22 protein-coding genes are annotated in these 21,430 nt (G+C 40.8%); 11 read left to right on the top strand and 11 right to left on the bottom strand.

Features of this window, described 5'->3' with window-relative positions:
* Nucleotides 1-194: 194 nt before the first annotated feature.
* From dnaJ to GWK08_RS18495, 5 genes are all read right to left on the bottom strand, one after another.
* Nucleotides 195-1,313, bottom strand: a complete 1,119-nt coding sequence (gene dnaJ / locus GWK08_RS18515; RefSeq protein WP_163608728.1) for a molecular chaperone DnaJ — start codon at nt 1,311-1,313, stop codon at nt 195-197.
* Nucleotides 1,314-1,376: 63 nt separating this feature from the next.
* Nucleotides 1,377-1,928, bottom strand: a complete 552-nt coding sequence (locus tag GWK08_RS18510; RefSeq protein ID WP_163608727.1) for a nucleotide exchange factor GrpE — start codon at nt 1,926-1,928, stop codon at nt 1,377-1,379.
* 120 nt (nt 1,929-2,048) lie between these two features.
* On the bottom strand, nt 2,049-2,987 hold the full coding sequence (locus tag GWK08_RS18505; protein WP_163608726.1) for a TIGR01777 family oxidoreductase: 939 nt from the start codon (nt 2,985-2,987) through the stop codon (nt 2,049-2,051).
* A 121-nt stretch (nt 2,988-3,108) separates the two neighbouring features.
* Nucleotides 3,109-3,789 carry a tRNA (5-methylaminomethyl-2-thiouridine)(34)-methyltransferase MnmD gene (gene mnmD / locus GWK08_RS18500; protein ID WP_163608725.1) on the bottom strand — a complete coding sequence of 227 codons (681 nt, stop codon included), beginning with the start codon at nt 3,787-3,789 and terminating at the stop codon, nt 3,109-3,111.
* 1 nt (nt 3,790) lies between these two features.
* Nucleotides 3,791-4,303 carry a DUF4920 domain-containing protein gene (locus tag GWK08_RS18495; protein ID WP_163608724.1) on the bottom strand — a complete coding sequence of 171 codons (513 nt, stop codon included), beginning with the start codon at nt 4,301-4,303 and terminating at the stop codon, nt 3,791-3,793.
* Between the two features lie 130 nt (nt 4,304-4,433).
* Between GWK08_RS18495 and GWK08_RS18490 the strand changes: the two genes are divergently transcribed.
* Nucleotides 4,434-5,501, top strand: a complete 1,068-nt coding sequence (locus GWK08_RS18490; protein WP_163608723.1) for a branched-chain amino acid aminotransferase — start codon at nt 4,434-4,436, stop codon at nt 5,499-5,501.
* A gap of 29 nt (nt 5,502-5,530) precedes the next feature.
* Here GWK08_RS18490 and GWK08_RS18485 read toward each other — a convergent pair whose 3' ends face one another.
* Complete coding sequence (locus GWK08_RS18485) at nt 5,531-5,914, bottom strand: pyrophosphohydrolase domain-containing protein (RefSeq protein WP_163608722.1); 384 nt, start codon at nt 5,912-5,914, stop codon at nt 5,531-5,533.
* A 37-nt stretch (nt 5,915-5,951) separates the two neighbouring features.
* Here GWK08_RS18485 and GWK08_RS18480 point away from each other — a divergent pair, with 37 nt between their 5' ends.
* From GWK08_RS18480 to GWK08_RS18455, 6 genes are all read left to right on the top strand, one after another.
* Complete coding sequence (locus GWK08_RS18480; RefSeq protein ID WP_163608721.1) at nt 5,952-6,140, top strand: hypothetical protein; 189 nt, start codon at nt 5,952-5,954, stop codon at nt 6,138-6,140.
* Nucleotides 6,141-6,632: 492 nt separating this feature from the next.
* Nucleotides 6,633-7,652, top strand: coding sequence for an SRPBCC family protein (locus tag GWK08_RS18475; RefSeq protein ID WP_163608720.1), 1,020 nt, complete (start codon nt 6,633-6,635; stop codon nt 7,650-7,652).
* A gap of 123 nt (nt 7,653-7,775) precedes the next feature.
* Nucleotides 7,776-8,147, top strand: a complete 372-nt coding sequence (gene crcB, locus GWK08_RS18470; RefSeq protein ID WP_163608719.1) for a fluoride efflux transporter CrcB — start codon at nt 7,776-7,778, stop codon at nt 8,145-8,147.
* 226 nt (nt 8,148-8,373) lie between these two features.
* Nucleotides 8,374-8,712: a P-II family nitrogen regulator gene (locus tag GWK08_RS18465; RefSeq protein WP_163608718.1), complete on the top strand. Its 339-nt coding sequence runs from the start codon at nt 8,374-8,376 to the stop codon at nt 8,710-8,712.
* 26 nt (nt 8,713-8,738) lie between these two features.
* A complete protein-coding gene (locus GWK08_RS18460; RefSeq protein WP_163608717.1) occupies nt 8,739-9,983 on the top strand; it encodes an ammonium transporter in 1,245 nt (414 codons plus the stop codon).
* Nucleotides 9,984-10,128: 145 nt separating this feature from the next.
* The gene (locus GWK08_RS18455; protein WP_163608716.1) at nt 10,129-11,193 is read left to right on the top strand and encodes a porin; all 1,065 of its coding nucleotides are present in this window, start codon (nt 10,129-10,131) and stop codon (nt 11,191-11,193) included.
* A gap of 50 nt (nt 11,194-11,243) precedes the next feature.
* On the opposite strand, the gene GWK08_RS18450 is transcribed toward GWK08_RS18455, so the two are convergent.
* The gene (locus tag GWK08_RS18450; RefSeq protein ID WP_163608715.1) at nt 11,244-11,900 is read right to left on the bottom strand and encodes a DUF1684 domain-containing protein; all 657 of its coding nucleotides are present in this window, start codon (nt 11,898-11,900) and stop codon (nt 11,244-11,246) included.
* A 222-nt stretch (nt 11,901-12,122) separates the two neighbouring features.
* Between GWK08_RS18450 and GWK08_RS18445 the strand changes: the two genes are divergently transcribed.
* From GWK08_RS18445 to GWK08_RS18430, 4 genes are all read left to right on the top strand, one after another.
* Nucleotides 12,123-13,358 carry an MDR family MFS transporter gene (locus GWK08_RS18445; protein ID WP_163608714.1) on the top strand — a complete coding sequence of 412 codons (1,236 nt, stop codon included), beginning with the start codon at nt 12,123-12,125 and terminating at the stop codon, nt 13,356-13,358.
* 71 nt (nt 13,359-13,429) lie between these two features.
* Nucleotides 13,430-14,179 carry a DJ-1/PfpI family protein gene (locus tag GWK08_RS18440; protein WP_163608713.1) on the top strand — a complete coding sequence of 250 codons (750 nt, stop codon included), beginning with the start codon at nt 13,430-13,432 and terminating at the stop codon, nt 14,177-14,179.
* A 178-nt stretch (nt 14,180-14,357) separates the two neighbouring features.
* The gene (locus GWK08_RS18435) at nt 14,358-15,941 is read left to right on the top strand and encodes an amidohydrolase family protein (RefSeq protein ID WP_163608712.1); all 1,584 of its coding nucleotides are present in this window, start codon (nt 14,358-14,360) and stop codon (nt 15,939-15,941) included.
* Between the two features lie 8 nt (nt 15,942-15,949).
* Nucleotides 15,950-17,128, top strand: a complete 1,179-nt coding sequence (locus tag GWK08_RS18430; RefSeq protein ID WP_163608711.1) for a retropepsin-like aspartic protease — start codon at nt 15,950-15,952, stop codon at nt 17,126-17,128.
* Here the strand turns inward: GWK08_RS18430 and GWK08_RS18425 are convergent.
* From GWK08_RS18425 to GWK08_RS18410, 4 genes are all read right to left on the bottom strand, one after another.
* Nucleotides 17,125-18,498, bottom strand: a complete 1,374-nt coding sequence (locus GWK08_RS18425) for a hypothetical protein (protein ID WP_163608710.1) — start codon at nt 18,496-18,498, stop codon at nt 17,125-17,127. The genes GWK08_RS18430 and GWK08_RS18425 overlap by 4 nt on opposite strands.
* Before the next feature lie 115 nt (nt 18,499-18,613).
* Nucleotides 18,614-19,009 carry an NUDIX hydrolase gene (locus GWK08_RS18420; RefSeq protein WP_163608709.1) on the bottom strand — a complete coding sequence of 132 codons (396 nt, stop codon included), beginning with the start codon at nt 19,007-19,009 and terminating at the stop codon, nt 18,614-18,616.
* A gap of 23 nt (nt 19,010-19,032) precedes the next feature.
* Nucleotides 19,033-19,578 (bottom strand): sigma-70 family RNA polymerase sigma factor, encoded by a 546-nt coding sequence (locus GWK08_RS18415; protein ID WP_163608708.1) that lies wholly within the window; start codon nt 19,576-19,578, stop codon nt 19,033-19,035.
* A gap of 256 nt (nt 19,579-19,834) precedes the next feature.
* Nucleotides 19,835-21,421, bottom strand: coding sequence for an alanine/glycine:cation symporter family protein (locus GWK08_RS18410; RefSeq protein WP_163608707.1), 1,587 nt, complete (start codon nt 21,419-21,421; stop codon nt 19,835-19,837).
* Nucleotides 21,422-21,430 lie beyond the last annotated feature (9 nt).

Here is a 21,430-nt window from a genome sequence, read left to right as displayed (position 1 = left end):
TAATTTTTCAAAGATATTGAAATACAATCAACCAAAGTCAAAAATACACTTTTTTTGAAGGGATATCCATAAAAAACAAAACCCACCCTTAATATGTATTAAGGATGGGAAAAATTGCTATGAAAAAGAAAAAATTAACACTAGGCTATACTAGTGCAATTCAAAGATACGCTTTTTTTTAAAACTGAGGTGTTTTAAGAAAACATATCTTTTACCTTTTCGAAAAATGATTTATCTCCCCTCTCTGGTTTGGGGATAAAATTATCCTCGTGTTGCATTCTTTCAAAGAAATCGCGTTGTTCCTTATTCAGGTTCTTAGGCGTCCATACATTTACATGTACCAGCAGATCACCTTTACCATATCCGTTTATACTCGGGATCCCTTTTCCTCTCAATCTCAATATCTTACCTGATTGAATACCCGCTTCCAGTTTTATTCTTACTTTTCCGGTAACCGCATCTATTTCCTTGGAAGTCCCCAGAACAGCTTCGGGATAACTCACATACAGATCGTAGTGAAGGTTATCTCCCTCCCTTTTAAGGGTGCTGTGTTCTTCTTCCTCAATAGCCACGAGAAGATCTCCGGATATTCCGTTCCCCGGCGCCTCATTTCCTTTACCGGTAACTTTTAACTGCATTCCGTCCACAACTCCTGCGGGGATCTTGATCGGAACTGTTTCTTCTTCTATTCGAAGTCCCTGTGCATCAGCATCTGCAGGACGCTTATCCATTACCTGTCCGGCTCCTCCACATGTAGTACAGGTTGTTGCCGTTTGCATTCTTCCCAGGATGGTATTGGTTACTCTGGTTACCTGTCCGTGCCCGTTACAGGTACTACAGGTTTTATAGGTTACTCCCGGAGCCTGTACTTTCCTGCGGACCTTTATTTTTTTCTCTACCCCGTTGGCAATCTCCTCCAGGGTTAATTTGATACGAATACGCAGGTTACTTCCTTTAACACGTCTCTGGCCTCCTCCGCCAAATCCGCCAAAACCACCGAAACCGCCTCCGAAGGCTCCACCGAAAATATCACCAAACTGACTGAAGATATCTTCCATGTTCATATTACCTCCGCCAAATCCGCCGGCACCGTCAAAAGCAGCATGACCATACTGATCGTATCTTGCTTTCTTATCGGGATCACTTAATACTTCATAAGCCTCGGCAGCCTTTTTAAAACTCTCTTCTGCCTCCTTATCTCCGGGGTTCTTATCCGGGTGATACTTAATAGCTTTTTTTCTGTATGCCTTTTTTATTTCGGCTGCTGAAGCACTTTTATCTACTCCCAGTATTTCGTAATAATCTTGTTTCATTCTATATTTTTTAGGTATGCAGGACATACCATTGAATATCTTCCTTATTTAGAGGACAGGAGGTTATTGCCCGACAACTACCTTGGGGTAACGGATTATTTTCTCTCCCAGTTTATATCCCTTCTCTACAACATCGATGATTTTCCCTTTCAGCTCATCTGACGGAGCAGGGATCTGTGTAATTGCTTCGTGAACATCGGCATCAAAAGTATCTCCCTGAGCTACTTCTATCCCTGTAAGTCCTTTATTCTTTAGAGTTTCTCTGAATTTATTGCTGATGAGTTCCACTCCCTTAAAAAGTTCGCTATCATCAGATTTAGCGATCTCATTCAGCGCACGGTCAAAATCATCCAATACCGGAAGCATTGCCAGTACCACATCCTGATTTGCCGTCTTAAAAAGCTCTATACGTTCTTTTGCTGTTCTCTTTTTAAAATTTTCAAACTCGGCAAAGAGACGTAAAAACTTATCTTTTTCCTTAGCTAACTCCTCCTGAAGCTGCTCCTCCACAGATAACTCTTCTCTCTCCTCTACTACTGTTTCCGTACCGTTCTCCACTTCCTGTACCTGATCGTTTATATCTTTCTGTTTTTCTTTTTTCACTTTTTTACTCATAATTGTTGCCAATTTTACCGTCTGGTTTTAGAACGGCAAAAGTACTGCCATTTCATTAAAAATGTCAAAATGTCATCAAACTTTTTATATGATCAGGGTATAAAATATAGAATTGCCGGATTAGAGCGGCTTGTAGTTAAGTTCTTTTTCCTCAGAAAGGATGTTTTCCAGGGCTCCTTTTATATTCGGATATTGAAAGTGGAATCCGAAGTTTTCCAATCTTTTGCAGCTCACCCGCTGGCTTGAAAATAAAAGGGAAGACATTTCTCCCAGCACAAGTTTCAACATCGACCTGGGAATATTGGGTAAAAAGAGAGGGCGATTTAATTGAGAAGCGATCTCTTTTATCAGCTTTTCATGTGTAACAGGGTTTGGAGCTACTCCGTTAAACACTCCTGTCATCTTTTTTTCGGTAATATAGAGGAATATTTCCGCCAGGTCCCTGATATGTATCCATGATTGCCACTGCTCTCCGTTTCCAAAAACAGCTCCGGCATAGTATTTTATCGGTTTAACCATTTGGCTCAGAGCCCCTCCGTCTGAAGAAAGCACAAGGCCTACCCGTACTTTAGCTACCGAAATATCACTTCCCGAGAGTTCATCTACCGCTGCTTCCCATTCTGAGGTAAGCCTGCCCAGGAACGAATCATCGATTCTTTTTTCATCAACTTCATAATATTCAGTCAGGGAATCGGGGTATATCCCTATGGCTGAAGCCGAAACAAAGGATTTAATATTGTGGTTTTTCGATTGATCGATAGCCTCCCGAAGCGTTCTTACCGATTGGATCCTGCTGCTCCTGATCTTCTCTTTATAAGGGCCGGTCCAGCGCTTTGCCACACTGGCTCCCGCCAGGTTGATAATTGCATCAACTCCTTCCAGGCAGGATACATCTATCTGCTCTTTTTCGGGGTCCCAGTAAAAGCCTCTGTAGTTATCCTTGTCCGAGATCTTGTTTTTGCTGGTTGTGAGGTAATGCACATCTATACCGCGTTCATGAGATAATTTTACGATCTCAGAACCGATCAAGCCTGTTGCACCTGTTATTAATACCTTCATTCCCAACTGTTTTTAACAAAATTACGGCTTTTGAAAAGGTAAGGATTTGTTTTTATGAAGGTTTAACAGTATTGTTTAAGTTTCTGTTAAGGTATTTTCATCGCCAAATACCCCTCTGTTTTCAATTTTCGCCCCCCTCGAAATGCTTCGTTGCTCTCAGCATTTCACGTTTGCCTGGAGGGCCGGGTAAGCGTTCTACTTCAAAACCTACGGCCTGCATGGCTCTCCTTACGCTTCCTTTTGCAGCATAAGTGACCAATACTCCGCCCGGTCTTAAAGCCCTGAACATTTTTAAAAAGATATCTTCCGTCCACAATTCAGGTTGAACCCTTGCTCCAAAGGCATCGAAATAAACAAGATCAAAACACGCTTCATCTTCAATCTCCTCAAAACTTTGCTGGCGTTTACAAAGGTCAAAACCCTTTTCTATCGGGGTCTTTTTCTCCCACTTACTCCGGTGCATTTTCTTAAAAACAGCTTCTTTATCTTCTGCTTTTAACTGCTCCGGATAATTCAGCAATTTTAATTCTTCTTCTGTTACGGGATAAGCTTCCACTCCGGTATAATCTATATTGAGTTTGAGCGCAGGTGCTTCCAGGAAGGTAATAAAGGCATTCAGCCCGGTTCCGAAACCAATTTCCAGAACAGAAAGCTCCCTGTCGGAAAAGAGGGAAAGTCCATTCTTTATAAACACGTGATAAGCTTCATTTACAGCTCCGTGTTTGGAGTGGTAATGTTCGTTCCATTCTTCCAGGTATATGGTAGCGGAACCATCGGCAGTATTTATGATCTTTCTTTTCAATTTATTTGCGGATAAGAACTCCGTCTGCTATAAAAGAATAGGTTTTTTTAGGTTCGGTAATAGCCGCTACTTCTTCTTCGGTCTTACCCGCATCCTTGGCATAGTGCTGCTGTTCATCTATCGGCACCTCATTAACAAAGGCTTTTCCGTTTACAACCACCTCTTTGTTCTCTATATCCTTGGGAACAAAAAAACCGTAGTCCTTAAACTTGACCATAACCTCTTCTCCATTATCCAGTTTCAGACGCATCCAACATCCTTTTGCTTTACACACGGCATTTACCTTAGCTGTGAATTTAAGATCTGTGGTATCGTTTAAAGCCATGGCCTCATAGGTTTCGGTAGCAGAAAGGCTGTTCAGGGAATTTTCGGCATCTATCACTTCTCCGAAAGAAAGGTAATTGTCTTGTTTAACAATTTCGGCTTCTTCCTTAACTGTTTCCTTTTTTTCGCTATCGGTTTTACATCCTATAAAAGACATAACAGCAATACTTAGAATAACTAATTTCCTCATTTAAATGTTCTTTTTATTGGTATTATTTATAATTAGGTTACATTTTATCACAAAATAAAGATATTTTAATCGAATTTTTAGTTTCTAAGCATCCTTTATTTATCTAATTTTGTGGCAAATTATCTGATGCATGAAAAATGATACTGTTTTAAACATCGAAGTAGAACAAATTAAAGCTTCCAAAATTGATCAGGTTGACTTTGACAATCTGGATTTTGGAAAGGTTTTTACCGATTATATGTTTGTTTGCGACTATTCTGAGGGAGAATGGAAGAAACCTGAAATTGTTCCTTATCAGCCTATTACTATAGATCCTTCTGCCAAGGTTTTCCATTACGGGCAGGCAGTTTTTGAAGGAATGAAGGCATATAAAGACGATAATGATGATGTCTGGTTGTTCAGACCGGATGAAAATTTCAGGAGAATTAATTTATCTTCTCAGCGATTAGCGATACCGGAATTTCCGGAAGAGTTTTTCTTTGAGGGTCTAAAAACCCTTCTTCAATTAGAAAAGAACTGGATCCAAAAAGGATTTGGAAATTCACTATACCTTAGGCCTTTTGTTATTGCAACGGAGCCGGGAGTATCAGCCTCCCCTTCCAGCGATTATAAATTTATGATCATTTGCTCTCCTGCCAAAGCATATTATTCAGGAGAAGTAAGGGTAAAGATCGCTGAAAAATTCAGCAGGGCTGCAGACGGTGGTGTAGGATTTGCCAAAGCAGCAGGAAATTATGCTGCTCAGTTTTATCCGACCAGCCTGGCCAACGCTCAGGGGTATCAGCAAATAATCTGGACAGATGCAAGTTCTCACGAATACCTGGAAGAAGCGGGAACTATGAACGTATTTTTCAGGATCGGAGATAAACTCCTTACCTCTCCCAACAACGACCGTATCCTTGACGGGGTAACCAGAAAGAGTGTAATTGCTCTTGCGGAGGATGCAGGAATCGATGTAGAAGTAAGAAGGGTTTCTGTAAAGGAAGTAATTGAAGCTGCTGAGAACGATAATTTAAAGGAGATTTTCGGAAGCGGTACTGCTGCGGTAATAAATCCGATCTCAGGATTTGCTTTCCAGGATAAAAAATTCGAGCTCCCTAAGCTTGAGGACTCCTACGCAGGATATTTCAAGAAAACCCTGATGGATATTCAATATAACAATTCGGAAGATAAATTCGGATGGAGATATAAGATCTAAAAAAAGGAGGCCATGAGCCTCCTTTTTTATTAGTTCAATATTTTTTCGATATCGGGTTTAAAGTAATTGGGCCCTTTCATCACCTTTCCGTCTTCCCTGTAAATAGGTTTTCCATCTTCCCCAAGTTTACTCATATTACTTCTCTGTATCTCTTCAAACACTTCTTCTATTTTGTATTGCATTCCGTGTTCCAGAATAGTTCCGCATAAAATATAAAGCATGTCGCCAAGGGCATCTGCTACTTCAACCAGGTCGTTTTCCCTGGCAGCTTCAAGGTATTCCTCATTTTCTTCGGCCATTAAATTAAAACGCAGCTTTAACTTATCTTCTCCCAGAAAAGCAGCAGGCTCTTCCTTAACTCCTAATCCGAATGCTTTGTGAAATTCGGCAACAGCATCAAGTTTTCTCTTCATGATTAAATTTTAATTAATTTCGCATAAAAATATAAATATGTTCAGTACAGGACAATGGGCTTTCGCCATTTTTTTTGTTATTGCTTTTATAGCAGTTATGCTTTTCAGTTACAGAAAAGATAAAAACCTTCACCTTAAATACTATAAGGGGACCAAATGGATATTGCTCGGGTTTATCCTTTTTGTGATCATTCTTTTCATTATAAAATTTCTGATAAAAGATTAACCCGGATTTATAAAATATTAGCATCTTTTTATTCACTCATAAAAAAAACAAGCATTTTCTCACAATTTTATAAGAATTATGTCGTTTTAACATAATAATTTCTTAAATTTGCAATGGTGGTTTTAAAATAAAAAGCGATGTTAACATTTTTTGCTATACTATTTAGCTTGCTCCTAATCAATGTTTTTTTGCTAGTATTTAGCGTGAACAAAAGTAAAAGACCTTCTACAAAGCAACGACAATTAAGTATTGTTAAGCGAGCAGCACAAGATTCCGAAAATAAAATCCAGGTGAATACTTACAAGAAAGCAGTATAATTTTTACTGAATTCAGGTAATATCATTTGTGTATTTACTAGTCTCCCCTGTTCAAAAAAGAACGAAAATTTCTTTTTGAATTCCTTTTGTATTGTTTCAGGTTTAGCTTAATTCGTAAAACAAAAAGTCTATTTTTTTGTAAATTAGCGATGACCTAATCCAAAAAACAATACTTATGAAAATCGTAAAATATTTATTCTTCCTGCTATTAATTGCCATTATTGCAGTATCCATATATGTAGCGGTCCAGCCGGCCGATTACGAAGTGAAGCGCTCGAGGCTGATCGAGGCTCCTGTTTCTGTTGTTTACAACAATATAAACGATTATAAAAACTGGGAGAGCTGGGGCCCCTGGCAGGAACAGGACCCAACTATGACCTACAACTATGCAGCGAATACTGTGGGTGTAGGTGGAAGCTATACCTGGAACGGAAAAGACGGGAAAGGTAAAATGGAAACTGTTTCGGCAGATGCAAATAAAAGTATTGACCAGAAATTGAGCTTTGAAGATTTTGAACCTTCGGATGTATACTGGGCGTTTAATGAAACAGATAAAGGTACCGAAGTTACATGGGGAATGAAGGGAACCAAGAACTTTATGTTTAAGCTGTATACCACTTTTGCAGGTTCTATGGAAAAAACTGTGGGCCCCATGTATGAAAGAGGTCTTGAAAAACTGGACAGTGTTATTGTAGACGGGATGAAAAAATATTCCGTGAATGTCAATGGCGTTGTAGACCATGGTGGCGGATTCTATATTTACAACACAGTATCCTGTAAGACGTCTGAGATCCCGGAAAAGATCAGGGAGATGATGGGTCAGATCGGAGAGTATGCCATTCAGAATAAAGTAACCATGGCCGGAGCTCCTTTTGTGTATTACAGAGAGATCGATAATGAGAACAATGCTGTTATCCTTTCCTGCTGTATTCCAACTACCGAGAAAGTCATCACCAATTCAGACAGCGGAATAGTAACAGGAGAACTTCCTTCCTTTGCGGCATTGAAAACAACGCTCACAGGAAACTACAGCAATCTGAAAGCTGCCTGGGAAACTGCCCAGCAATATATGAAAGACAACAAACTCGAGTCTGTTGAAGGCCCAATGCTGGAAGTTTATACCAATGATCCCGGACAACATCCTAATCCCGCCGACTGGACTACGGAAATTTATCTTCCGGTTAAATCTAACTAATCCATTAAAATTATATATTTACGCCATTCCTTTAATTTACAGGGATGGCGTTTTTATTTGAAACAAGCATATTTGAAATTATTTCTTTGCTTAATTTTCAATCCACTAAAAATCTCAAAATAGATGAAACAGTTTTTACTAGTTTTTATCGGAGGCGGTTTCGGTAGCGTAATGAGATACCTGCTAAGCAGATTACTCAACAGTCCGGAAACCGGTATTCCCTACGGAACTTTTGCTGCCAATGTTCTGGGTAGTTTATTTATAGGGATCATTCTAGGGCTTGCTGCACGCAACGAAATGCTGTCTACCAATCAAACTTTATTACTGGCCACCGGTTTCTGTGGAGGCTTTACCACCTTTTCTACTTTTGCCTATGAGAACCACGCTTTGCTCAAAGCCGGGGATATGCTGTCTTTCTCTATTTATACGATCATAAGTTTTACTCTGGCCATATTTGCGGTCTGGTTCGGAAGCTGGCTGGTAAAATTCTTTTAATACTATTCATTTATATCGGAATACTTTTCCCCCGAATACCTTAATTCGTGTTCCTACCCCCTCTAAAACTCATTTGAATTTCACATTTTTATACACTTCAAAATATCATACCCTAATTTTATAGGGGTATAAATTCAAAATTTGATAAAAATCAATCTATGACCCCTAAAAATATACAGGGTGTTGTTTTTTTATTATAGTTTTATCGGCGTCAAACCGATTAATTATGAAAAAAATTGAAGCCATTATTCGAAAATCCAAATTTGATGATGTCAGGGATGCACTTCATCAGATTGAGGTAAACTTCTTCAGTTACTGGGATGTAACCGGAGTAGGCAACGAAAAGGAAGGGCATGTATATCGGGGGGTAAGTTACAGTACCACCGATATACAGAGACGCTTTCTTTCAATTGTAGTTTCCGATGAATTTCTGGATCGTACCGTCAATGCATTGCTGTCCGCCGCTTATACCGGCAATGTGGGAGACGGGAAGATCTTTGTCTCTCCTGTAGAGGAAGCTTACAGGATCCGGACAAAGGAAAAAGGAAAACAATCACTTAACTAATCAACTAACTATCAAACAGAATTATTATGGAAGGAGTTACTTTAACTACCAACAACGTATGGATGATGATATGTACCGCCCTGGTCTTCTTTATGCACCTGGGGTTTTCATTCCTTGAAATTGGCCTTACACGGCAGAAGAACACGATAAATATTCTCTTTAAAAATGTATTTATAATTTGTATTGGCCTCTTGCTTTATTGCCTTGTAGGCTTTAACCTCATGTATCCGGGAAGTTTTATCGCCGGAGTGATCCCGGATTATTTCTTTAACCTGTTCGGACTAAGCGCCCCTTTTAAAGAAGGAGCCCTGGACCTCTCCTATAACGAGGGTTATACTTACTGGACGGATTTTCTTTTCCAGGGTATGTTTGCCGCCACTGCTGCAACCATTGTTTCCGGTGCGGTAGCAGAACGTATCAAACTGGGTTCTTTTATGCTGTTCACCGTTTTATATGTAGGTATCGTATATCCGATTGCCGGTTCCTGGAAATGGGGAGGTGGTTTTCTGGATAAATGGGGTTTTTACGATTTTGCCGGGTCTACCCTGGTACACTCTGTCGGAGGATGGGCAGCCATTGTAGCAGTATTCCTGCTGGGTCCGAGAATCGGGAAATTTAACGATAAAGGTGAAGTTCAGGCCATTCCCGGGCATAATATTCTGCTTGCAGCTGCGGGGGTCTTTATCCTTTGGTTGGGATGGTTCGGTTTTAACGGAGGTTCCGTACTCTCTGCAGATCCTGCCGCTACTTCCCTTACCCTTGTAACCACCAGTCTGGCTGCAGCGTCGGGAGGAATAGCCGCTTTTGTGGTCTCTGCCCTCATCTACAAAAATTACGACCTGACCATGTTCCTTAACGGGATACTCGGTGGACTCGTAGGTATCACCGCCGGAGCAGATCTGATGACCCCGACCGATGCTATTCTGATTGGCCTTATCGCCGGAGGAATTATTGTAGCAGGAGTTTCATTTATAGATCGTTTAAGACTGGACGATCCCGTTGGTGCAATAGCCGTTCATCTTATATGTGGTATCTGGGGAACCCTGGCCGTAGGTGTTTTCGGTTCTAAAGCAGGCCTTACCCAATTATTTACTCAGTTATTCGGAGTGCTGATCATTGGGACTTTCTGCCTCCTCACTGCATTCCTCTTCCTTTACACCATTAAGAAGACTATAGGATTAAGGGTATCCAAGCAGGAAGAGCTTCAGGGTCTGGATAAACATGAACACGGAATGGATGCCTATCCCGACTTCAGACTCAATCAGCACTAAATCAGAAGAATAAAAAAAACGGAGTACTCCGCCAAGTACTCCGTAATGTAATCTTTTCAACAAGAAAAATTGATGGATAAAAAAACGAAACATAACTATTGATCTCTCGATCAACTAACTACCAAACAATTAATTCTCTTTAATTATGAAAACAATCACGTTTACAAATATCGTAAAAAAAGTATTTTTTTCAGCATTAATTTTACCAAGTTCTTATTTTTTTGCCCAGGAAAATGAGGAAAAGAAGAAATTCAGCTTCGATGGTTCTGTTGATGCCTATTACAGATATAACTTTAACGGCCCGAATAAGAATGAAGAAGGAGCTGTCCTCGCTCCGCCTACCTCTTTTGCCAATGATCCCGGATTTGCACTTGGATTCGTAAATCTGATCGGTAGTTACGAAGGTGAGAAAGTAGGCTTTACTGCCGATCTGGTGTTCGGCCCACGGGGAGAAGATGCAGTCTTTCTGTCCGAAGGTTCTTCCAATATCGTTAATCAGTTGTACGTATACTGGAACCTGAACGATAAACTAAAGCTTACCTTCGGGAACTTCAACACTTTCCTGGGTTATGAGGTGATCTCTCCCACAGACAATTTTAATTATTCTACTTCTTATATGTTTTCTTTCGGACCTTTTTCACATACAGGTTTGAAAGCAGATATCCTGCTGTCTGAAAAGTGGTCGCTGATGTTAGGCATATTGAATGCTACCGATTTTACTGAGTTCAATCCTGCGGAGCAGTATTCCCTGGGAACTCAATTGTCTTATACCACGGAAAAAGGTGCAGCCTATCTGAATTTCATTTACGGGAAACAAGGCCCTGTAGATACGGATGATGCAACTTTTCAGGCAGATCTCACAGCCGGTGTCGACCTGAATGAGGATGTCTACCTGGGAATAAATACCACTTACAATACTACGGACGGGGATGGATTCTACGGAATAGCTCTTTATCCGCAATACAAAACATCCGAAAGTTTTTCCCTGGGTTTAAGAGCGGAGTATTTCAATACTTTTTTTGAGGACAACAATGTGGAAGATGAGAATGTTATCGCCTTTACCCTAACCGGAAGCTATACCGTGGAAGATCTGACCATAAAACCTGAATTACGCCTGGATTCGGCTTCTTCGGATATATTTACCGATCCCGATCTGGTTGCCAGCAACAACCTGGCATCCTTTCTTATAGCAGCAATTTATTCTTTCTAAATACAAGTGTGTTAGTTGACAGGCCCGGTAGTAGTAATTATTGCTGGGTCTTACTTTTCATAGTCCTTTACCCCAGCCTTAATATCCACATCCAGCCTGTTCTCTCCGGGAACTATCGGGCAGGAATATTTAGGATTATAAACGCAATACGGATTGTATGATTTATTAAAATCAAGAATAAGGGTATCCCCTTCCGGAACAGAGAGGTCTATATAACGCCCTCCGCCATAGGTTTCAGTACCATTGGTTTCGTCCGTATATGGAAGAAAAAGGTAATCTTTGTACTCCTGTGTCAGTTTTAACTGCTGATTCTGATATACATTTAAAACAAGCTCTTTTCCTTCAATGGTAAAATGCAATTCCCCGTATTTAACTTCATGCGATTTACGGGATGTTGTAGTAGGCATTAAAAAAGGCAATTCATCCGGTGTTCTTACCAGAGTTGCTTTAACCCTGTAGGTAGTATCTATCGGAAAAAAATCCAGGCCGTTAAAACCAATTCTATCCTTATCTGTCAGAGGAGAAGTTTCGGGATCCTTAAATTCTTTATTAAGTTTTCGCTGAAATTTTCTGATATCCGAAAGCGCATCTTCCTGTTCCTCAACCTCTTCAAACAACTCAACCTGCTGATTATCATGATACTTCTTTCCATTGTTACAGGAAAACAACATCAATAGTGCAATAACTAAATAAAAATTTTTCATCATTCTTTAAAATTCAAAAATACAACTTATTCATTTTTTAATTAGCTTTGTGCCTATAAATCAGAAAAAAATGAAACCGATTTCAATACAATGTAATGTCTATACCACTAAAAAGAGGGGTCGGGACTGCTATGTATTGTGATTATTTAAATATAAAATCCAAAAGCATAAGCCCTGACCGTAAAACGTCGGGGCTTTTTTATTTGTAACAATCAACCTTAATCCATGAAAAAGTTATTTTCTAACTACGTAAATTCCTTCGGAGGCCTGTCCAAAGAGATATGGCTTCTCGCTCTGATTACATTTATAAACAGAGCCGGTACCATGGTGGTACCCTTTCTTTCAATTTACCTGAAGGACGATCTTGGTTTTACCTATAAGGATATAGGTTGGATCATGATGTTCTTCGGAGCAGGTTCGCTTTTGGGAACATATCTGGGCGGGCGGTTTTCTGATCGGATCGGTTTTTATCCGATCATGTTCTCCAGTCTTTTTACTTCCGGCTTTATCTTTATCGGGCTTCAGTATTTCCAGACGTTCTGGACCCTGTGTGCGGGAACATTTTTGCTGACATTAATAGCCGATATGTTCCGCCCTGCCATCTTTGTGGCTATCGATACCTATAGTAAACCGGGTAACGAAACCAGATCGGTAACTCTTATTCGTCTGGCTATCAATCTGGGCTTTTCCATAGGTCCGGCACTGGGTGGTTTTATTATAGAAATACTGGGTTACGGAAGCCTGTTCTGGGTAGATGGTATTACCTGTATTCTGGGAGCTGTCCTGATCCTGGTGTTACTGGACAGAAGGCAAGCGGTTAAACCGGATAAAGCAGAATTAAAACAACCGGGCAAATCTCCCTATAGAGATAAGAACTATTTACTGTTTTTTATAGCTATCCTTCTGATGTCTATAACTTTTATGCAGTACTTCAGTACGATCCCCTTGTATTACAAGGAGGTTATTCATTTAAGTCCGAAGGAGATCGGCTGGATCTTCTTTTTGAACGGCTTCCTGATAGCAGTATTTGAAATGCCATTGGTTGCCGGATTAGAAAAATCGGGAAGAAGTATGATCTCCCTGATCAACTGGGGGATATTTTTGATCATCCTGAGTTTTTTAATGCTGAATATAGACGACTGGATCGTATTTGTAGTTGCGGGGATGCTGGCTGTGACCCTGGGAGAAATGATCTCCTTTCCGTTTTCCAATGCTTTTGCTCTGGAACGGGCCAAAAACAAGAACAAGGGAGCGTATATGGCTTTGTATGCCATGAGCTTTTCCCTGGCCCATATTCTGGCTCCCATTATCGGGATGCAGACTACGGAGAATTTTGGTTTTGATGCCAACTGGTACATCATGGCCCTCTTTCTCGGGACAAGTATTTTTATCCTTAGCGGCCTAAAAAAGTCGATGGCTGTTCCAGTTAAAAAAACCAAAGCCCTGGCTATTAAAGAATAGTGTATATTTGAATGTAAATCCTTCACCTTGTTCCTTTCTTAAGGGACAAGGTGATTTAAAATATCCCATTCATGAATTTCAGATCTCTCATTATCATACTTGCGGGCTTCCTTCTGATTTCCTGTCAACAGAAAAAAGAACAGCAAACAACAGTAACGGCTGAGAAGGAAACAAAAAGCTTTCCCAAACTTGAGCCTAACAGATATAATGTAGCCTTCCTGATAATGGATGGTACCTATAATACTGAATTTACGGCTCCTTTCGATATTTTTCAGCATACTCAATACCGTGAGAACATCAAACAAATGAATGTGTTTACGGTTGCCAATACTTCGGAGCCCATTACCACTTTTGAAGGCGTCCGGATCATTCCCGATTTCGATTACACCAAAGATTCGCTTCCTAAGATAGATATCCTGGTAGTTCCGAGTGCCGAACATCATCTGGATACCGATCTGGAAGATCAGGTAATGATAGATTTTGTCAGGGAAACAGATAAAAATGCCTTGTTTATGACCTCTCATTGCGACGGGGCTTTTGTTCTTGCTAAAGCAGGCCTGCTGGATGAAGTGGCATCTACTACTTTCCCATCCGATATAGCCCGGTACAAGGAAATGTTTCCTCAACTGGATGTAAGAAGTGAAACGCTGTTTGTCCACGATGGAAAATATATCACATCGGCAGGAGGAGCAAAGAGTTTTGAAGCCTCTCTCTATCTATGCGAATATTTGTACGGCGCGGAAATAGCGAGATCACTGGCAGGAGGCCTGGTCATTGACTGGAAGCTCGATGAAGTACCGCATGTGGTTATCGAAAATTAATTCGCTTTAAAATCACCAGGAATAAACAATTATCCGATAAGCTTTAATCCTGTTATTAAAAAATAACATTTCTTCATTAAATATGTTGAGGTATTAACAATCATTTAAAGGGTTTACCCATTTCCTTAAAATTATTGTAAATTCAACCTCAATTAACTAATTCATTAAATAATCTGCAATGAGATCTCTAGCTTCTTCAATTGTTTTTATCCTTAGTTTATTCTTTTTTAATCTTCCGCTTCACAGTCAGGAATCCGATAATTACCTGGGAGACGGACCCTATTCCCAGCTTATCATAAGAGGGGTGATGTTGATTAACGGGGATGGAGCACCTCCGAGGGGGCCCATAGATATCGTTGTAGAAAATAATGTTATTAAAGATATACAGGTAGTGGGTTATCCCGGAGTTCCGATAGATGAAAGTAAACGCCCAAAACTAAAAGCAGGTGGTAAAGAACTGCGCTGTGACGGTATGTATCTTCTTCCCGGGTTTATTGATATGCACGGTCATATTGGCGGAGTTGCCCAGGGAGCAGATTGGGATTATGTTTTTAAACTGTGGATGGCACATGGGGTTACTACCGTACGTGAACCCAGTGGTCGCGGACTTGACTGGGCACTGGACCTCAAAAAACGCAGTGCTGCCAATAAAATAGTAGCGCCCAGGGTATTTGCATATACAGGGTTCGGACAGGGAAGTAAAGATCCTATCTCCACTCCGGAAATGGCCAGAGAATGGGTTAGGCAAAATGCGAAGAAAGGAGCTGACGGAATAAAATTTTTCGGAGCAGAACCCGAAATAATGAAAGCTGCCCTGGATGAAAATAAAAAGCTCGGGCTGCGATCTGCTTCCCACCATGCTCAGCTAAGTGTAGCACGCTGGAATGTACTTCATTCGGCCAGAGCAGGACTTACCTCTATGGAGCACTGGTACGGACTTCCGGAAGCACTGTTTGATGACAGAACTGTACAGAATTACCCTTTGAATTATAATTATCAGAATGAACAGCACCGGTTTGAGGAGGCTGGAAAACTCTGGCAACAGGCTGCCAAGCCTTATTCGGAGCACTGGAACAAGGTAATGGATGAGCTGATAGCACTTGATTTTACTCTGGATCCGACTTTTAATATTTATGAGGCCAGCAGGGATCTGCACAGAGCCAGAAGAGCTGAGTGGCACGAAGATTATACTCTTCCTTCCCTATGGAAATTTTATCAGCCCAGCAAGATATCTCATGGATCATACTGGCATGACTGGGGTACGGAACAGGAAATTGCATGGAAGGAAAATTTCAGATTATGGATGACCTTTATCAACGAATACAAGAACAGAGGAGGTAGAGTGACCACGGGATCCGATTCCGGTTTTATCTTCCAGCTTTACGGCTTTGCTTATATCAGAGAGCTGGAATTACTGAGAGAAGCAGGTTTTCACCCTCTGGAAGTGATCAGAGCTGCTACCCTGAACGGTGCGGAAGCGCTGGGAATGGACGATAAGATAGGGTCGGTGCAGATAGGTAAACTTGCCGATTTTGTGATCGTGGAAGAAAATCCGCTGGCTAACCTTAAGGTCCTTTACGGTACCGGAGCTATAAGACTTACCGAAGAGAACGAAGTAGTAAGAGTGGGTGGTGTAAAATATACCGTAAAAGACGGGGTCGTTTTCGATGCCAAGCGTTTATTGAGAGACGTGAAAGCTATGGTTGATGAAGCCAAAAAGAAAGAAAATTTTAACCTGAAGCAACCCGGAATCAAAGAATAAGATCTTTAATGAACAGATATTACCTTCTTCTGCTACTGGTTACGGTAAATTATTTTTCATCTTTTACCGCGTATTCCTATGTTCAGGACAAGAAAAATAATGTTTATGAGATCCCTTTTGAATATGTGGGAGGGCTGATGGTGATCAAAGCAAAGGTAAACGGAGTTGAAGGCCGGTTTATTTTTGATAATGGCGCCACGCACAGCTGCTTTAACAAGGAATTCGCAGAACGCAGTAAAGTATCTTTCAGAAAACGCGTTCGTATTACTGATGGGAATAACAACAGGACTTATGTCAGAACAGCCAGAGTAAAGCAAATCGAGATAAGTGAGTTTTCCTTTTCCAAAGCAAGCGCATATCTTATCGATACCAAAAAATTCTTTCCATGTGATCCGGTTGATGGAATTATCGGAGCTTCCATCATCAATATCGTAAACTGGAAGATCGATTTTAAGCAACAAAAAATGTTTATTTCTTTAAAGCCTTTTAGTGAAGAAGGTAAAAGAATTAAAACAAACATATCTTCCAACAATAGCACCATTATTAACTTTAGAGTAGACGGAACCCTGCTTAGAACCAAAGTAGACACTGGTTTTTCCGGAGAATTGAAAGTGAATATCCTACGCAAGGGAAGCCTGTTGAGAAGCAGTGAAATAGAAAAGAAAGTGGGCATTTCCTCTCTGTCGGTAACCGGCCTTGGGAATATAGATACGACCTATACCATTCACAGAAATAAAAAATTAAAATATTCGGGAGGAGAACTTTCTGTTGCTCCCAAAATTATTTTTACCCGCTATTTAAAATACGAAGCCCGGATCGGTTTGGAATATTTTAAAAAGTATAACCTCATCATCAACTCGCTAAAAAGAGAGTATATCCTGAGCAATCCCGAAGAAACAGATCCTGAGCTGGAAACATCTTACGGGGTTCGCATCTATCCGGTAGAAGGGAAATTCAAGATCATTCAGATAAGGTCCGGAGAGCCTTTTTCAGGGGCTCTGAATCTGATGGACGAAATAAGTTTTATTGATAAAAAGCCTGCCGATCGTTTTGACGACTGGTGCCAGCTTAAAGAATACCTCAGGCAAAAAACCGATAAAAAGGAAAGTCTGTTTATCCGTTTAGGAAACAGGGATAAAGATGTTGAGATCCCCTATAAAAAGGTGACCCTCCAAAGCTTTAATTAAAGATATTTCCTGATCAGTTCGATAAACTCTGGTTGAATGCGAAGCAAGGACATTCCCTGTTCTTCATAAAGTTTGTCCTTATCCTTAAAACCGTTCTTCAGAAGTTCTTCGGTATAATAAAGTGCCATATCAAAGTTCTGATCCCTGGAACTCAGGACCATGATCTTTAAATAGGCATCATATGCCTTAGGATCTGCCAGCGTTCTGAAGATCTGCAGATAGAGCACTTTTTCCTTATACTTGCCAGCATCGAGTCCTTCAGCCGTTTCAGTTCCGAGTTGATAAAGCAGGTCTTTAAGGCGTTTCCCCATTTTCTGCTTTTCTTTATTCTCACCTTTGATCAGTTCATCCAGGATCTTTATTTCACTCTCCCACCACCCAAGGTTATCCATAAAAATAGTGTCGATATCCTCAGAAAATATATCTATATAATCCAGTCTGCGTAATCTTTCTTCTGCTAAAGCCTGCCTTTCGGATGATATTTTCTTTCTCAGGATAGGAGTCCTTCTAATACTCCTTTCCTTATTCTTCAGGCTATCCACCTCAAAATAAAACCTGTAACTCGTTCTCATTCTGTCGAGTTCTTCTATGGCCCTGGTGGGTTGCTGCTTGCTGATCAGGCTCTGTACATTTCGGTAGTCCTCTTCGTATAGCGTTTTCGCAAACGTCTCATCTTTCTCTTTCTCGCCTTTGGTCATTCTTTTTAACTCCAGGCTACCAATTGCTTTGGTGAGATAGAATTTAGGAGGCCACTCATGTTCCCCTTCAAATACAAAAAGTTCTGCCTCAAATTTTCTCCGCTTCAGGAAAGCAACAGTATTCTGAAGTTCTACAAAGTTAAAATCGGTATCTCCCACTATTCCGACAAAGGAAAAAGTGTTTTTTCTGGGTTGATATGCAGAACTAAAACCTGCATTACAGGCAATGACGCCCTTTATTTTTGACGATAATATAGCGATAGAAGAAGCCAGTCTGGCCGCTCCGGAAAAACCGGCTACATATACTCCGGATTCATCAATAGGGAACAAGGTTGATATTTCTTTTGATAACCTCTGAAAAGCTCTGAAATTAAGCTGAGGCGAACCGTCATCTATATTGTTGGAACCAACAACTATATATCCGAACTTCTCCGCACCTTCGGAAAACGCACTTACTCCTTTCTTCCCGTCTTTCTCCGGATCGAATACATAGATAACCGGCCATTTTTTCTGTTCATCAAAACTCTTTGGAAGGTAAATAGAATAGGATTCCTTAAGGGAGTCATTTACCATGGCAACAAAATCTATTACCTGGCCCTTATGTATTCTGAATTCCTGTGCGTAAACAATAGTAGAGAAGCAAATTGAAATAGCGTAGAGAAATATTTTCACGTTCCGAAGTTTTATCATTTTTAGTTATACGGTAACCGGCTACCCGCTCCACCGATCCAGGCCAAAATTACCGCTATTAATGTATCAAAAATCCCGCCAAAAAAAAGAATTCGAATTATTTTAATAATTCTTTTTCTTTTAACCAGCGAAAAATAATTTTATCTACGGGCGATACTTTATCAATATCCTTAAAGTTAAGCCAGACAATACGCTCTATTTCCGAATCGGGTTTCAACTCTCCCCGGTAATCGGAAGTATAACAGGTCATTTTAACCTCCACACCTTCTGCATGCCCGTGGGCCTGTGCCTGGAAAGTCTCCAGGTACTGAATGGAATCATCCACCAATTCTACGCTTAATTCTTCTTTTATCTCTCTTTTCAGGGCATCCGTATCACTTTCGCCTTCTTCTCTTTTGCCTCCGGGGATATAAAATTTATCCTTCCCTTTGCTCAGAGTACTCAATATCTTCTGATCTTTTAATTCGATCCAGGCCAGTTTGTCAATCAGCATATCTTCTGTTTAATACTGCTAAATTAGTGATTACACATTTTACAGTTTTCCTTTTCCTTGATCTCTCCTACCAGTTTTCCTTCTGCATTCAGCTTATAATCACAACAGTCCATATAACTCTGGCTTATCATTTTCCGTGCCCTTTGTATTCTTGATTTTACGGTTGGAAGAGGAAGGTCGAATTGTTCTGCCAGAGCTGTTTGTTTAATTCCCTTTATATCGGATAAAAACAAAAGATCCCTGTATTTCTTTGGAAGGGACCTGATTATTCCCGGCAGGCAATCCTTTTCTGTATGGGTGTTCTTTTCCTCAGTCACTTCATCGGGTAGTTCCTGGGGTAATTCCTCCTCAAAGCGGTTTTTCTTCAGAAAGTCATAAACGGTATTCCTTGCAATGGTAAATATCCAGGATTTCATCCGGGAATCATCCCTTAACTGATCTGCCTTCAGGTGAATTTTGGTAAAAACATCCTGGAGAAGATCATCTGCCTGGCTTTCATTTCCAACCCTGCTCAGAATAAACCTTCTCACATCATCCGCATAAGAATCCCAAATAGCTGAAGTAGTCATAACTATCTCGTATTACAAGCAAAACAAAGCCACTAAAAGCGGCTTTGTTCTTCAATTGTTTTATTTTAATCTTTAGCAATTACATCCTGAGCAGCTGCATTCAACACAACTACAATTCTGGCACTGTCCTTCCACACAGGAGGAGCAGGTGCAGTTACAATTTTTATTTTTCATTTGTTCAAATTTTTTGTGTTCATATATAAGACTCAGCAAATGAAAAAAAGATGCATTTCCTACTTATAAATTTACAAAATTTTCAATCTATGACCTTAATTGCTTTTCTATATTTTTTCAATTCCTGAGCTACTCTGGGCGTCAGGATAAACAAACCGATCATATTCGGTACCAGCATAGCAAAGATCATAGCATCGGAAAAGTCTGTTACTGCATTTAAACTCGCCGCAGCACCTACAATTACAAAGAGGCAGAAAATTACTTTATAGGTATATTCGGTACGCTTACCCCTTCCGAAAAGATAGGACCAGGCCTGATACCCGTAATAAGACCAGGATATCATAGAGGAGAAAGCAAAGAGCACCACCGCCAGAGTGAGCAGATACGGAAACCAGGAGATCCCGCTGGCAAGCGCATTAGAAGTAAGGATGACACCCTGCTCATCGGATATAACCCGGCCGATCTCTATCTGTCCTGTTATGATCAGTACCAGGGCCGTCATCGTACATACGACTACCGTATCTATAAAAGGTTCCAGGAGTGCCACCAGCCCTTCACTGGCAGCATACCTGGTCTTAACGGCCGAATGGGCTATGGACGAAGAGCCTATTCCGGCCTCATTGGAAAAAGCCGCTCTTTTAAATCCCTGGATCAATACTCCCACAAAACCACCGGCAATACCCTCCGGGCTGAAAGCACCATTTAGGATCGCCCGGAAAGCATCCGGTATTGATTGATAATTGACCCCGAGAATAACGAGTACCGCTATGACGTACATGACCACCATAGCCGGTACGATCTTATCTGTAACTTTTGCAATTTTCTTTATTCCGCCTATAATTACTATCCCCACGAAAATGGCCATCAGAAGACCGAACAGCCATCCTTTACCATAAATAAAACTCTCCTCTGCTCCGGTCACATATTCGAATAATTTAAAAGCCTGGTTTACCTGAAACATATTCCCTCCCCCGAAAGAACCTCCTATGCACATTATAGAGAAGATCACGGCCAGTACTTTTCCCAGTTTTGCAAACCCTTTTTCCCTTAAACCCTTCTTCAGATAGTACATCGGGCCTCCGTAAACCACTCCGTTCTCATCTATCTCACGATAGGCAACTCCCAGGGTGCACTCTACAAATTTGGAAGCCATTCCCAGCATTCCCACCAGGATCATCCAGAAGGTAGCTCCGGGCCCTCCGATAGATAATGCAATAGCAACCCCTGCAATATTTCCCAGACCGACAGTAGCCGATAAAGCAGCAGTCAGAGCCTGAAAATGACTCACCTCTCCGTGATGACCTTCCACCCTCACAGTATCGGGATGGTCTCCGGAAGCAGAAATAACATCCTCAGAGATCTCTACCTCTCCTTCATCTTCCAGTTCGTCATATTTTCCGCGGATGATGTTGACGGAAGTCCTGAATCCTCCTAAATTGATCCCCTTAAAATAAAGTGTAAAGTAACTGGCCCCCAAAATAAGCACAATAAGAACCCAGGGGATCCCAACACTGTTAGTAATGGGTATTTCGGCAAAAATGCCATCGACAAACCACTGAGTGGCTGCCCGGAAATTTTCATTAATACGATCGTCCAGAGTATTCGTCTCCTGTGCATAGGAGGTAAAAGAGAATAACAAACAAACGGACAGGCATGCTAATTTCTTCATCCTGAAAAG

The sequence above is a fragment of the Leptobacterium flavescens genome, assembly GCF_010671605.1.
GTDB lineage: Bacteria > Bacteroidota > Bacteroidia > Flavobacteriales > Flavobacteriaceae > Leptobacterium > Leptobacterium flavescens.
Note: the sequence above shows the minus strand (reverse complement) of the source record. Positions and strands in the feature narration are given on the sequence as shown.

Coding starts and splice junctions, on each gene's coding strand:
- dnaJ (WP_163608728.1), bottom strand. CDS start 1,313: ATGAAACAAGATTATTACGAAATACTGGGAGTAGATAAAAGTGCTTCA.
- GWK08_RS18510 (WP_163608727.1), bottom strand. CDS start 1,928: ATGAGTAAAAAAGTGAAAAAAGAAAAACAGAAAGATATAAACGATCAG.
- GWK08_RS18505 (WP_163608726.1), bottom strand. CDS start 2,987: ATGAAGGTATTAATAACAGGTGCAACAGGCTTGATCGGTTCTGAGATC.
- GWK08_RS18495 (WP_163608724.1), bottom strand. CDS start 4,303: ATGAGGAAATTAGTTATTCTAAGTATTGCTGTTATGTCTTTTATAGGA.
- GWK08_RS18490 (WP_163608723.1), top strand. CDS start 4,434: ATGAAAAATGATACTGTTTTAAACATCGAAGTAGAACAAATTAAAGCT.
- GWK08_RS18485 (WP_163608722.1), bottom strand. CDS start 5,914: ATGAAGAGAAAACTTGATGCTGTTGCCGAATTTCACAAAGCATTCGGA.
- GWK08_RS18480 (WP_163608721.1), top strand. CDS start 5,952: ATGTTCAGTACAGGACAATGGGCTTTCGCCATTTTTTTTGTTATTGCT.
- GWK08_RS18475 (WP_163608720.1), top strand. CDS start 6,633: ATGAAAATCGTAAAATATTTATTCTTCCTGCTATTAATTGCCATTATT.
- crcB (WP_163608719.1), top strand. CDS start 7,776: ATGAAACAGTTTTTACTAGTTTTTATCGGAGGCGGTTTCGGTAGCGTA.
- GWK08_RS18465 (WP_163608718.1), top strand. CDS start 8,374: ATGAAAAAAATTGAAGCCATTATTCGAAAATCCAAATTTGATGATGTC.
- GWK08_RS18460 (WP_163608717.1), top strand. CDS start 8,739: ATGGAAGGAGTTACTTTAACTACCAACAACGTATGGATGATGATATGT.
- GWK08_RS18455 (WP_163608716.1), top strand. CDS start 10,129: ATGAAAACAATCACGTTTACAAATATCGTAAAAAAAGTATTTTTTTCA.
- GWK08_RS18450 (WP_163608715.1), bottom strand. CDS start 11,900: ATGATGAAAAATTTTTATTTAGTTATTGCACTATTGATGTTGTTTTCC.
- GWK08_RS18445 (WP_163608714.1), top strand. CDS start 12,123: ATGAAAAAGTTATTTTCTAACTACGTAAATTCCTTCGGAGGCCTGTCC.
- GWK08_RS18440 (WP_163608713.1), top strand. CDS start 13,430: ATGAATTTCAGATCTCTCATTATCATACTTGCGGGCTTCCTTCTGATT.
- GWK08_RS18435 (WP_163608712.1), top strand. CDS start 14,358: ATGAGATCTCTAGCTTCTTCAATTGTTTTTATCCTTAGTTTATTCTTT.
- GWK08_RS18430 (WP_163608711.1), top strand. CDS start 15,950: ATGAACAGATATTACCTTCTTCTGCTACTGGTTACGGTAAATTATTTT.
- GWK08_RS18420 (WP_163608709.1), bottom strand. CDS start 19,009: ATGCTGATTGACAAACTGGCCTGGATCGAATTAAAAGATCAGAAGATA.
- GWK08_RS18415 (WP_163608708.1), bottom strand. CDS start 19,578: ATGACTACTTCAGCTATTTGGGATTCTTATGCGGATGATGTGAGAAGG.
- GWK08_RS18410 (WP_163608707.1), bottom strand. CDS start 21,421: ATGAAGAAATTAGCATGCCTGTCCGTTTGTTTGTTATTCTCTTTTACC.